This is a genomic window from Marinomonas sargassi (genome assembly GCF_025716875.1).
In the GTDB taxonomy this organism is placed as follows: domain Bacteria; phylum Pseudomonadota; class Gammaproteobacteria; order Pseudomonadales; family Marinomonadaceae; genus Marinomonas; species Marinomonas sargassi.
Genome location: NZ_JAOVZB010000005.1, coordinates 339,948 through 352,101 on the forward strand (window position 1 = coordinate 339,948; position 12,154 = coordinate 352,101).

The 12,154-nt window shown below is 42.7% G+C and carries 12 protein-coding genes; 6 read left to right on the top strand and 6 right to left on the bottom strand.

Annotation, left to right across the window (positions count from 1 at the left end):
• Window positions 1–8: 8 nt before the first annotated feature.
• The 6 genes from OFY17_RS12410 to nadN form a co-directional block, all read right to left on the bottom strand.
• A complete protein-coding gene (locus OFY17_RS12410) occupies window positions 9–446 on the bottom strand; it encodes a YHS domain-containing (seleno)protein (RefSeq protein WP_263531051.1) in 438 nt (145 codons plus the stop codon).
• 15 nt (window positions 447–461) lie between these two features.
• The gene (locus tag OFY17_RS12415; RefSeq protein ID WP_263531052.1) at window positions 462–1,217 is read right to left on the bottom strand and encodes an NRDE family protein; all 756 of its coding nucleotides are present in this window, start codon (window positions 1,215–1,217) and stop codon (window positions 462–464) included.
• Between the two features lie 2 nt (window positions 1,218–1,219).
• On the bottom strand, window positions 1,220–1,795 hold the full coding sequence (locus OFY17_RS12420; RefSeq protein ID WP_263531053.1) for a DinB family protein: 576 nt from the start codon (window positions 1,793–1,795) through the stop codon (window positions 1,220–1,222).
• An 84-nt stretch (window positions 1,796–1,879) separates the two neighbouring features.
• Window positions 1,880–3,013: a D-alanine--D-alanine ligase gene (locus OFY17_RS12425; RefSeq protein ID WP_263531054.1), complete on the bottom strand. Its 1,134-nt coding sequence runs from the start codon at window positions 3,011–3,013 to the stop codon at window positions 1,880–1,882.
• The gene (locus OFY17_RS12430; RefSeq protein WP_263531055.1) at window positions 3,010–3,591 is read right to left on the bottom strand and encodes a DedA family protein; all 582 of its coding nucleotides are present in this window, start codon (window positions 3,589–3,591) and stop codon (window positions 3,010–3,012) included. Before OFY17_RS12430 ends, OFY17_RS12425 begins: the two co-directional genes overlap by 4 nt.
• 295 nt (window positions 3,592–3,886) lie before the next feature.
• Window positions 3,887–5,722, bottom strand: coding sequence for an NAD nucleotidase (gene nadN / locus OFY17_RS12435; protein WP_263531056.1), 1,836 nt, complete (start codon window positions 5,720–5,722; stop codon window positions 3,887–3,889).
• A gap of 594 nt (window positions 5,723–6,316) precedes the next feature.
• Between nadN and OFY17_RS12440 the strand changes: the two genes are divergently transcribed.
• From OFY17_RS12440 to OFY17_RS12465, 6 genes are read left to right on the top strand one after another with little or no spacing between them, the layout of a single operon-like run.
• A complete protein-coding gene (locus OFY17_RS12440) occupies window positions 6,317–9,115 on the top strand; it encodes a monovalent cation/H+ antiporter subunit A (protein ID WP_263531057.1) in 2,799 nt (932 codons plus the stop codon).
• The gene (locus OFY17_RS12445) at window positions 9,115–9,477 is read left to right on the top strand and encodes a Na+/H+ antiporter subunit C (RefSeq protein WP_263531058.1); all 363 of its coding nucleotides are present in this window, start codon (window positions 9,115–9,117) and stop codon (window positions 9,475–9,477) included. The genes OFY17_RS12440 and OFY17_RS12445 overlap by 1 nt, the downstream gene beginning before the upstream one ends.
• Window positions 9,478–10,989 (top strand): monovalent cation/H+ antiporter subunit D, encoded by a 1,512-nt coding sequence (locus OFY17_RS12450; RefSeq protein ID WP_263531059.1) that lies wholly within the window; start codon window positions 9,478–9,480, stop codon window positions 10,987–10,989.
• Window positions 10,986–11,471, top strand: coding sequence for a Na+/H+ antiporter subunit E (locus OFY17_RS12455; protein WP_263531060.1), 486 nt, complete (start codon window positions 10,986–10,988; stop codon window positions 11,469–11,471). The genes OFY17_RS12450 and OFY17_RS12455 overlap by 4 nt, the downstream gene beginning before the upstream one ends.
• Complete coding sequence (locus OFY17_RS12460) at window positions 11,465–11,734, top strand: K+/H+ antiporter subunit F (RefSeq protein ID WP_263531061.1); 270 nt, start codon at window positions 11,465–11,467, stop codon at window positions 11,732–11,734. Before OFY17_RS12455 ends, OFY17_RS12460 begins: the two co-directional genes overlap by 7 nt.
• An 8-nt stretch (window positions 11,735–11,742) precedes the next feature.
• Window positions 11,743–12,123 (top strand): Na+/H+ antiporter subunit G, encoded by a 381-nt coding sequence (locus OFY17_RS12465; protein ID WP_263531062.1) that lies wholly within the window; start codon window positions 11,743–11,745, stop codon window positions 12,121–12,123.
• The last annotated feature ends 31 nt before the right edge of the window (window positions 12,124–12,154 follow it).

Here is a 12,154-nt window from a genome sequence, read left to right on the forward strand (position 1 = left end):
TCTATTCCTTACTTTATCAGTGCTGGCCAGTTTTTATCGGCTTGCGAAATATGCGATGCGCGGTCTGCATCCCACTTGTTTTTTACATCTTGGTTGTAGTTTAAGTAAAGCTTCCCGTCCACAATTGCCCACTGTTTAGGGTCTGATGAGGCAAAGGCGTTGTTCGCTGATATCGCCCAAGCACAGTAACCGCCGTATTGAGGAGCGTATTTTTCTGGCTCAGCAACAAATATGTCTAGGTTCGCTTGGGAAGAGAAGTACCAATTAGCACCTTGATATTTTGTCTTGTATTTCGAGTCACCTTTTACTGGCTTTCCTTCTGTGAAATAAGCCACAGTATCGTAGCCACTTACGGCTTTATTGCTAAAGTAACCTGTCGAGATAAGGTCTGCTGAATAACCAATTTGGCTTACAAAAAACAAAGCAAACGCGATAATTTTTTTCATAACTCACTCCTTATTTTAAGCTAATGCCAACGCGCTGTGTCGGGATGGCAAGCTGGTAACATTTTGCTCTAATGCTTCTGAAGTCAGGTTCTGGCAAGGAGAGCCCGCAACATAAAGCATTTTCTGAGAGTCTTCGGATACGATCACTTGGGTAAAACTCACGGTTTCAGCATCGTCACGGTGCATACACACTGACATGTGCGGATGATCTGGATGATGCTGACGATGAAAAGCGTGTAATTCCTGAGGAGTAGGTTGACCGCCCACCATGGAGTCGAACATACCTCTGCGGTACTGAGTTACATTGTCTAAATCCACTCCCGAAGAGAAAAGCGGTGAGTCCGCTTCATGGATGAGCGAAGTTAAGCCATTCCACTCCAGCGCCATGACCTGCTTATCGCCTTGGCAAATATCTAAATCAAAAGCCAATAATATGAAGGGCGCAAAATGCGGCAAGGTAAGACGAGTAAAAGCCTCGCAGACAGATTCGACACTGCCTTCTTTCGAAAGCTGTTTTAGCAATAAACCTCGGCTAAACAGAGCTTCCTTTGGATTCTTAGCTTGATAATTGTTCAATAGGCATAAGCTCAAGCCCATATCATTAGTGCTTATCCAACTGCCCTGACCTACAGGGTCGACTGGCATTAACACTTTGGCATCATCCATATGTAAAGTACGAGGAGGCAAGGCTTTTTCGCGCGTTTTCTGCTCATCGCGATTAAAGAATATTTGGTAGCCTTGTTCTTCTATTAACCAAGAAACGGAGCACATGATTACTGCCCCCTCAAATAGGAGAGTGTGGCTGGTGCTAAGCCAAAATCTTGATTGGTCTCTAAGCCAAGTAAACTGACAACCACTTTAACCATAGCGAAGTGGTGATTGGCATGAAGTGCGACAAAGGTAAGCTCTCGCTCTAACGTTGACGACATGATGTGAGCTTCCTGTTGCGTCAAAGAGACTTCCGTCAAAATATTTACTGGCGCTTTTAATTCTTTCGCGCTTAGTTCTTCCAACCAGCCAATGAAGTGCATCAACTCAGATACTGCCTGAGCTCTGGTTTTTTCGATCTTATGGCCACGTCGTCGAAAATTGTAATCAATAACCTTTTCTTGTTCCGTAGTTCCTTGAAGATTATGCGCATCGTATATGGCATGAAAAAGGTCTAACAAGTGGCGAAAATGCTCGCCAATTGTGCTCGATACATGGGGCGCAGCGGCCAATGTGTATTCTTTATCACCCAGTTGATTTAAGCATTGCAAACCCTGCTCTAGAGTTTCCATACAACCTAGGGCGACAGGTAACTCTCGCCCTTGTGGTTCCTGTTGAGTGCTTGCTAGTCTTGAAAGCATAATCTTCTCTTGTTAATTCCTTGTTCAGGTAATTAATCCATTACCCAAATATTCAACTCTGATAGTTATTCGTTTATTTCACTACTAATCGGTGTTTGGGTATTGCTCAGTTAGCTCTTTCTCTTCTCGCCACGCCGCTAATAATTCTTTAAAAGAAGGCGGTTTGTAGCCCAATTTTTTCTGCTTAGCGCCGATCGAGTACAACAGACGGTATTGAGTCAGTAACATGCCAAAAATCGATTTCAATGGTGTGTTTCTATCCCATATATGGGCCGCTTCACTACTCGCCCCGTTTAGCTCAAGAATGGTAAATTTTTCACCCTTCATGAAGTCTTCGAGGTTATCGAATTTGATGTCCAAGCGACCATAATGATAGCCCTGCACATCATGTAAGATGACATCAAGTTTCTGAGTTAGTTCTTTGCTGATGAATTGATTCCCATCTCTAAAGATTGAGCCTCGGCTATGACTACCCGCAAAAGCGAGCTGAAATTCTTCGCCTTCTTTTGGCACCCAATCTAGCTTATCCGTGTGCCTAGGGAGGTAAAGGTGAGCAAGCTGACCTGCCCTTGGGCAAGCTTCTATTAACGCTTTCAATGTACGTTGACCATCTCCTACCACTGAAGGGGCATACTTTAAAGTAATGGAAATAATCTCACCTTGCTCTGCATCAGGCTGGCGAACATAAAACACACCCGCCTCTGCTTTATACGGTGCTTTTTGCTGAAGTAGAAAACGTGCGTTCTCAGGGAAGTCCGTGATATAGCTTTCCAGTTGACTTTGGTTATGGAGTAGTTTCACTCCCACGCCGCGACAACCTAGGTCGGGCTTACCTACCACAGGAAAGTCTAAATTCGCATCTCGCAAAGCGTTCATCGCTAACTCAACTTGCGTTGATACACTCTCTTGCGTTTTGGTGAGTGTCACAAAAGGTGAAATCCAAGGCTGAGCTATATCACCTGCTAAACGCATAATGTCGTGTTTTGACTCACCCACCATGCCGCTCAATTTAATGCTAGGGTTCGCCACTAGAGGCAAACGAAAATCTCGGTAGTAAATACCCTGACAAATACTTTGTAACACCACTGGCGTATAAAAGAACCAAGTAGGTAAAAACTCATAGGGAGATATACTGCGCTTCGAGTCTATTTCCAATACAGGCATACCTGCATTAATTTTATCTTGTGGTATTAAATGAACGTCTAACGTAGAACTCATGAACGACCTTTAAATAATGACTTATTAATAACTCGATTAACGACAAACAATATGCCGATACCGATAGGAATAAGCATCCATTGATATTGAGATGCCTGTAGCCATGCTTGGCTACCAAGAGAATAAATAATGCTAAAAATGACGACTGTCCAAATGGATGTCGCCAAAATGACAGCACATAAAAACAACCATAATGGGATGGCAAAGAAACCGCTTAAGGTAAAGCCAACACTTCTCAAACCAGGTACAAAACGAATGATGAAAAGATTAACAAAAGCACCTTTATGTAAGCGCTCTCGTAGTGCTTTAAAGTGAGGATTGGTCAATGCTTTATAACGTAAAAAACGCACTTTACGGCCATATCGACCTAATACATAAAGCCCAAGATCACCACTAGCAATACCTAAAAAAATAGCAAATAAAGCAATTGATGGAGACACAGCACCTTGCGCAGCTAATGTACCAGCCGTCACTATTGCTAAGTCCTCTAAAAGATAAGACAGCAGGATAATGCCTAAAAACAGCAGTAATGTAGATGATCCCTGATTCACCAGGAATGCTTGTAACTCAGCGACCAATTTCGGTTCCTTTATTTAAAATCTCGATACTAGAATATTGATAACCAGTAATACGAGGCCGTCATTTCCATCATTAAGACGTTAGTCGTTAGCAGGTACAGTATTATTACAGATTTAAGAAGTTTTTTTCTCTTATGTTATGAGAGAGTTTGTAAGTACTCGAAAAAATGAAATAAATCCATTATTTATCAAATAGATGAAGTATTTTATTGATTTATAAAAAGGCATAAAAAAGCCGAGCATCTGCTCGGCTTTTTCATCGGGGATGATTACCCCCTAGATATTAAAGAGTGATTTACTGCTTAACACCATCTTTATTAATGAAGACTTGAGTTGAATATTCTTCCAGTGGAAGCTTATCAATCGTGCCTACTTTAGTGATGTAGTCCACAAAGCTTTGTGCGTAATCAAGGTATGTATCAACAACGCGACCTTCTTTGAAGACTTCGCCAAACGTTACATAACCATCTTTACCACGGGCAATGTAGTCATTTGTCGCTACTTTGTAAGATGCTTGAAGATCAAGTGCTTTCCAGCTGTCGCCTTTTTTCATCACTTCAACATCATAGAAACGTTGACCTTTCGCTTTAGAAGTATCTACCTTCCAACGAAGACCTGAAGCATAAGGGTATGCACCAGTTGAACCACCTTCAACAATGGCGTAATCAAGCGCTTCTTCAAGTACTTTCTGAATCTCAGCACCTGTCATGTCTAATTCAACAATTGTGTTAGCAAATGGTAGAAGAGTGTAAGCATCACCGATTGTTAACTCACCTTCAGCGATATCAACACGTACACCACCACCGTTTTGGATAGCAATGTCAGATGTTTTACTCATATCACGGAATGCTTTAGCAACGATATTGGAAATATCTGCGCCGTGGCTTGCCGTCATCGTACGATCACACAACTTAGAACGACCTTGACCAGGAATACGTTCCAAACATAGGTTCGCAGCAGACTTACCAATCACTTCACCTTTTAGCTCATCTACTTTGCCAGAGAACTTAGCCAGTGTAGCGCTCGCATCAGCATCTGCTTCTACAATAGATACGTTGTCAAGCTTCTCGATATCCGCATATACTGCATCACGAGCCGCACCTGTTAACTCAACACGCTTGCCGTCTGAGTTTTTACGTTTAAAGCTATCCGCTAACATTAAGTGTGGCGTACCAGCACAGCTTGTTACGATACCGTCTTTATCCCAAGAAACGTCTAGCTCACCAACAACAGCAGAGTACTGCCAAGCTTGAGCAACACATACTTGATTACCAGCCGCATCCGTTACTTTCGTTGGGTAAGGGCCAGCAGAATCTAAGCCTACAGCAGAGAAATCACCTAACAATGTGTGAGAGTCACCACCTATGATCACGTCCGCACCAGTCAACTTAGAAGCTAGAGTCAAATCGTTTTGGTACTGGTAATGAGTAACTAGGACAATTTTATTAATGCCCATGTCTTCTAATTCGTTGATGTATTTCTGCGCAGTCTCTACTTCATCTAGGAAGATAGTCGTTTCATCTGGGCTAGAAGAGTTTTTCGTTTTGCTCGCAATATCAATACCGATAAAGCCAACTTTCTCACCGTTATACTCTTTTACCGTGTATGGAGAGAAATAGTCTTCTGCTGTTTTCAGTGTTAATGGAGAAACACCTACTTCAGGTTTAACGTTTGCCGAAATCACATCTGTTGAACAAGCTGGAGCAGCGTTCAACCAATCAAGAAACTTAACTAATCCTGCATCACCAGCATCAAACTCGTGGTTACCTAGAGCGAATACGTCAAAACATGCTTCGTTCATTAGTGCTGCATCTGCTTCACCTTTGAATAAGGTGTAGAACAAGTCACCAGTGATCGCGTCACCCGCATGCACTTTAACAACAGGAGATGATGTGCTTGTCAGCTCTTTGATTTTCGCTACAACAGATGGGAAGCCACCAACAGCTACACGAGTACGATCTCCACCTAATGTTAAATCACCACTGTCAGAAGATAGGTGAGAGTGATGGTCGTTAACATGAACGATCTTTAGATCTAGAGGTTGAGTTGGCTCTGGCGCAGCTGAAAACATTTGACAGCCGGTCAAGAACAACGAGGCTGTAGCAGCCGTTGCAAAGGTTTTTCTAAACATTAGGGTTTCCTTTATTCATCAGACATAAATTGATAGCAATTATTGCAGAAAAGTTTCAGTGAACTTATCTCTTATAATTATCACTTCTTTTAAATTCATGAAAGTAAAATATCAATCAATTATGACCAAATGGTTAAATACTGTGTAAATCCTTTAAAAGGATGAAGTGGCAGCAAGTCGTGTGCATTATTAAATGACTAAAAACATTGCTCAAGCACCATTTTGGAGCATAAAATCGCAGCTATTTATTGCATCGCTTCACACAGCTTTACCCCTATTTCGCGAGTTTTACCCTTTCACTTTCTCGGCATCCGAGGCAATCGCCTACAAGATCCCTAATAGAGGCATTCTTAATTTGCAGAGTTGTGATTTTTTATTAACTTATTTTTGTCGTAAATCTATGCTATTTTAGTTTTGTCAAAAAATGTTACATTCATTACATTAATGATTTACAAGCACTTTATTAAATAATAATCAGTTAGATATATGGTTTTCATGGTTGAAATAAGTATCTATGGCAAGATTTTTTGAAGTCACGAAAAACGCTACATTGACCATACATACTCCAAATAATTTGCGACGGGAGCTGTCCATTTGAATACGCTAATTTGGCTACCTTTTCTTCCTTTATTAGGTACATTGATTCCTCTCTTTTCGTCTCGTTATAGCCGAACCGCTTGCGCATTTTATACGGCGGCACTGCCTGCATTAACTCTATTCCTCGTCTTGTCTTACGCTGGCGACATTTTTCAAGGCGAGCGTTTCCAAGCCGCTATCCCTTGGATACCTAACATAGGCCTTGAACTTGCCTTCCGACTGGACGGGTTGGCTCTACTGTTCTCGATACTGATTTTAGGCATAGGTCTATTGGTCATCTTATATGCCCGTTATTACCTTTCTGAGAAAGACCCAATCGGTAAGTTTTACGCCTTCTTGATACTTTTCATGTTTGCCATGCTAGGCGTGGTACTGTCTGACAATCTGATTCAACTTTGGTTTTTTTGGGAATTAACCAGTATCAGTTCATTCTTGCTGATCAGTTTCTGGGGGCACAAAACAGAGGCTAGAAAAGGCGCAAGAATGGCTCTCACAGTCACAGGTGCTGGTGGTCTTGCTTTGTTGGCAGGCTTACTGGTTTTAGGCAACACTGTTGGAAGTTATAGCTTGCAGGTCGTTCTTGATAGTGGCGACTTAATAAAAAGTAGCAGTAACTACCCAGTGATTGTTGTGCTTGTATTACTAGGCGCTTTTACTAAATCTGCTCAGTTCCCTTTCCATTTTTGGCTTCCAAATGCTATGGCGGCACCAACCCCAGTCAGTGCATACCTTCATTCGGCAACTATGGTAAAAGCCGGTATCTTTTTAATGGCGCGTTTTTATCCAGCCTTGGCGGATACAAACCTATGGTTCCTTATTGTTTCACTAACAGGCTTAGCTACCTTCCTAATGGGCGCTTACATTGCGCTGTTCCAACATGACCTAAAAGGTCTATTAGCTAACTCAACCATTAGTCATTTAGGACTTATTACTTTATTACTTGGTATGGGCACCGACTTAGCGGCTGTGGCGGCCGTATTCCATATTATCAACCATGCTATTTTCAAAGCATCCTTGTTTATGGCTGCCGGCATCATTGACCACGAGTCTGGGTCACGGGATATGCGACAGTTAAATGGCCTATGGAAATATATGCCATATACAGCAACGCTCGCTATGGTCGCCTCTGCATCTATGGCAGGGGTACCCTTACTAAATGGTTTCTTGTCGAAAGAAATGTTCTTCACTGAGACACTACATCAAGCTTCTTTAGGTTCTTTGTCTTGGATTATTCCTGTGCTTGCAACCTTAGGTGGCGCATTAGCGGTTGCCTACTCAACACGCTTTATCCACGATGTATTTTTTAATGGCGAACCAATCAACCTACCTAAGACACCCCATGAACCACCTCGCTACATGCGAGTACCTGTCGAAATTCTTGTAGGCTTATGTTTGCTTGTCGGTATTTTTCCTGGATTTTTGGCTGGTGACCTTCTTGCCTCAGCGGCAAGCGCAACACTCAACGGCCCTATTCCTGAATACAGCCTGTCCATCTGGCATGGTTTCAACCTACCGCTATTAATGAGTGCTATTGCTGTCGTTGGTGGTTTGATTGTTTACAAAAACCGCTCCCACATGTTCAAGTTTCAAGCTCAGTTCCCAAAAAGTAATCCCTTGATGGTATTCGAAGCCAGCGTTCAATTTGTTACTAGGCAAGCCGGCACTCTTATTCGCTTTACTGAAAATGGGTCCTTGCAACGCTACATATTTGCGGTTTTAGGCTTAATGGTGATCATGACGATCTCGACGCTTGTGAAGCTTAATACAACCGCTGGCCTTCGCCCTGAAATTCCCGTTGACGCTATGACGATCACGGCCGCTTTTCTATTGTGCGTGTCTGCTCTAGCAACTGTGATATGGCATAGGAAGCGTGTTGTTGCTTTGATTACACTCTCAGTAGTGGGACTTATTGTTTCTCTCGCCTTTGCGCAATTTTCAGCACCTGACTTAGCATTGACACAGCTTTCCGTAGAAGTGGTTACCGTTATTTTGTTAATTCTGGCCTTGTTCTTTTTGCCTCAAAAAACACCGAAAGAATCTCACCCTCGAATTGTTATTCGTGATTTAAGCATCGCATCCTTAATTGGCGGTATCATTGGCACCATTTGTTACGCCATTATGACTCGTCCTCTAGATACTATTTCAACCTTCTTCACTGCAAACAGTAAAACTGGAGGCGGTGGCACCAATGTGGTGAACGTAATTCTGGTCGATTTCCGTGGCTTTGATACTTTAGGTGAGATCACTGTTCTTGGTATTGCCGCTCTTGGTATCTATAAGCTAATTGCTAGAATGCGACTCTTTATGCCTTCTAGTGATGGCAAAGGCCGACCTTGGTCCGATGACAAACACCCTATTTTGTTGTCCGTTATTTCCCAAAGTTTATTACCACTGGCGCTATTGGTTTCAGCTTACATCTTCTTAAGAGGTCACAACCTTCCGGGCGGTGGTTTCATTGCTGGCTTGATTACTTCTGTTGCCATTATCCAACAATATATTGCCCACGGTGTTATCTGGATTAAGACTCGACTTAAGCTGGACTACCAGATCCTCATTGGTTCAGGTATCGGCATCGCCACATTAAGCGGATTAGGTAGCTGGGCATTTGGCCACGCTTTCCTTTCCTCATGGTTTGATTATTTCTACTTACCAGCCATTGGTAAGTTCGAGCTAGCTAGCGCCATGATATTTGACTTAGGGGTTTACCTAACCGTAGTGGGTGCCACCATGCTAATTTTGGCAAACCTTGGCCAGCTCACTACCAGCGAGCGACCTGTATTGAAGGAGGACGAATAATGGAAGGTATATACGCATTTTGCGTTGGGTTATTAACTGCCTGCGGCATTTTTCTCACTCTGCGAGGACGTAGTTTCTCTGTGGTTATCGGCCTGACTTTATTGTCTTATGCGGTAAACTTATTTTTATTTGCCAGCGGACGCTTAAAGCTAAATGCAGCAGCAGTACTGGGACAGTCTGAACAATATAGTGACCCTCTTCCACAGGCGCTCGTGTTAACTGCTATCGTTATTGGCTTTGCCATGACAGCCTTTGCCGTTATTCTCGCTATGCGTGCCCGTGCAGACCTAGGAAACGATCATGTGGATGGCACACTGCCAAGCAACAATGAAGACTCCCAACGTTCAGGGGGACAACACTAAATGCAACACCTCAGCATTTTTCCAATTCTAATTCCTTTGCTTTTTGGCGCCATCATGCTGCTGCCACCTATCTCTAGGGAATTACAATCACAACGCATTAGTGCCATTATTGGTACTTTGTTCTTACTTATCTCATCCGCTACTTTGCTAATCACAGTGGATCAAGAGGGCACTCAGCTTTATGCCCTAGGTGGCTGGCAAGCGCCTTTTGGTATCGCCTTGGTAGCGGACAGAGTTTCTAGTTTATTAGTACTACTCACCTCATTTATCGCTTTCGCTATTATGTTGTTTGCCATTTCAGGCAAAGACAAAGGCGGCGCTTATTTCCACCCACTATTTATGTTTCAAGTAATGGGTATCAACGGTGCTTTTTTAACTGGCGACATATTCAACTTATTCGTTTTCTTCGAAGTCTTATTGATCGCATCCTACGCATTACTACTACACGCTGGTGGGAAGCAAAAAACTCAATCGGCCATGCATTACGTCCTTCTCAACCTAGTCGGCTCAAGTCTATTTCTATTTGGCTTAGGCATTTTATATGGCACTTTGGGAACACTTAATATGGCGGATATGGCCATTAAAATTGGCCAACTCGAAGGGGAAACTACCACTATTGCAAAAACTGGGGCGTTGCTTCTATTGATCGTCTTTGGTCTCAAAGCAGCCATGTTACCAATGCATTTTTGGTTACCAAGGACCTATGCTAGTGCTAGCGCACCTGTTGCGGCTCTTTTCTCCATCATGACGAAAGTAGGCATTTACAGCATTTTCCGCGTCTATACAGTCATATTTGGCGATGAAGCTGGGGAGCTGGCGAACATTGCGCAAAACTGGTTATGGCCTTTGGCACTGCTGACCATTGCTGCAGGTAGTATTGGCGCTTTTGCGAGTCCAAACCTAAAAACGCTTAATGCTAATCTTGTCATTGTATCGAGCGGTAGCTTACTTGTCTGTGCAGCTCTTAACTCGGAAGGGGCGACGTCTGCAGCACTGTATTACATGGTGCACAGTACACTGGCTTCAGCTGGCCTATTTTTGTTAGCTGATATTATTGCTAGGCAAAGAGGCAAAGCAGAAGATCGAATTGTACATTCTCGTCCATTCTCCCAACCAAGATTAATTGGTTTCGCTTTTGCACTTTCAGCTATGACGCTAATTGGTATGCCACCTTTGTCCGGTTTTGTCGGTAAAATCATGATTCTTCAAGCTACTCAGTCCATGGCTCAGACTCTGTGGATATGGCCACTAATTATCATTAGCAGCCTAGCGGCACTTATCGCCCTTTCCAGAGCAGGAACCACTTTCTTTTGGCGCCACAACGGTTCACCCTCAACAGATGACATAGCAGCCAAACCAACAGAAATTGCAGGTATTGCCCTATTGATATTAGCATCGCCATTACTGGTTTTATTTGGCGGTGAATTAAGTGAATTCACCCAGCAAGCTGCGAATCATCTTCATAGCATCCAATCATCGGCTTACAGCCTATTACCAGGAGTAACACCATGAAGTTATTCCCTATGCCTTTCCACAGTATTCTACTATTTGTAGTATGGCTGCTGCTGAATAACTCATTTAGCGCTGGCCATATTGTCTTAGCGACCTTCTTCGCAATTGGTATCCCACTGTTAGTGGGTGATATGCGCGATGAGCATCCAAAAATACAAAAACCATGGTTAGCCATTAAATATGTGCTCATGGTGTTAAAAGACATCGTCAGTGCCAACATAGAAGTTGCATTACTAATCATAGGCCCCGTTTACAGACTGTCGCCTGGATTCGTAGCCGTACCTATCAATATCAATTCTGATTTAGGCATTACGGTATTGGCCAGTACAGTTTCGTTAACACCGGGTACCGTAAGTGCTGAAGTGTCGAAAGACAAAAAGTGGCTTTACATTCATACCCTACACCTGATGAATGAAGCTAAGCTGGTTGAAGAAATTAAAAGCCGATACGAAAGCCCGATTAAGGAGATTTTTGGATGCTAGATATCACGATCACTTTCGTCGCCGCCATTATTTGTATCGCACTCTTTCTAAATTTATGGCGTCTTCTGCAAGGGCCAACACTATCCGATAGAATTCTTGCTCTAGATACTATGTACATTAATGCTATAGCACTTATCCTTTTGTACGGAATATCATCATCAAGCGCCCTGTATTTTGAAGCCGCCCTTTTAATCGCTATGCTTGGTTTTGTTAGTACTGCAGCCCTATGTAAATACTTACTTCGCGGCGACATAATTGAATAGGAAACACTATGCCTTTTTATCTTGAAATTATAATTTGCCTATCTCTCATCATTGGCGCTAGTTTTTTATTCATTGGCTCCTATGGGCTAATCCGTTTGCCCGATATTTATATGCGCCTACACAGCCCAACCAAAGCCTCTACATTAGGTATTACTGGAGTGCTTGTTGCTTCTATGATTTTTCAAAGTTATGAGAAGGGAGGTTTTTCTGTACAAGAACTTCTGATTACGCTTTTTCTACTTATCACAGCACCTATTGCGGCAAACATGATTGCTAAAACAGCTCTACATCATAAAATAAAGCCATTAAAAAGAACGCAAAACCAAGACCTCATTGATTCAATATGCGAGCGTGAAGAGCCTAAAAAAGCTGATGAGAAATCAGTTTAATCTAGAGTGTTCAGGATAGTGCTCATAAGGG

Bases quoted from the DNA above. Each gene is read 5' to 3' on its own strand.
- OFY17_RS12410 (WP_263531051.1), bottom strand. From the start codon at position 446: ATGAAAAAAATTATCGCGTTTGCTTTGTTTTTTGTAAGCCAAATTGGT.
- OFY17_RS12415 (WP_263531052.1), bottom strand. From the start codon at position 1,217: ATGTGCTCCGTTTCTTGGTTAATAGAAGAACAAGGCTACCAAATATTC.
- OFY17_RS12420 (WP_263531053.1), bottom strand. From the start codon at position 1,795: ATGCTTTCAAGACTAGCAAGCACTCAACAGGAACCACAAGGGCGAGAG.
- OFY17_RS12425 (WP_263531054.1), bottom strand. From the start codon at position 3,013: ATGAGTTCTACGTTAGACGTTCATTTAATACCACAAGATAAAATTAAT.
- nadN (WP_263531056.1), bottom strand. From the start codon at position 5,722: ATGTTTAGAAAAACCTTTGCAACGGCTGCTACAGCCTCGTTGTTCTTG.
- OFY17_RS12445 (WP_263531058.1), top strand. From the start codon at position 9,115: ATGGAAGGTATATACGCATTTTGCGTTGGGTTATTAACTGCCTGCGGC.
- OFY17_RS12450 (WP_263531059.1), top strand. From the start codon at position 9,478: ATGCAACACCTCAGCATTTTTCCAATTCTAATTCCTTTGCTTTTTGGC.
- OFY17_RS12455 (WP_263531060.1), top strand. From the start codon at position 10,986: ATGAAGTTATTCCCTATGCCTTTCCACAGTATTCTACTATTTGTAGTA.
- OFY17_RS12460 (WP_263531061.1), top strand. From the start codon at position 11,465: ATGCTAGATATCACGATCACTTTCGTCGCCGCCATTATTTGTATCGCA.
- OFY17_RS12465 (WP_263531062.1), top strand. From the start codon at position 11,743: ATGCCTTTTTATCTTGAAATTATAATTTGCCTATCTCTCATCATTGGC.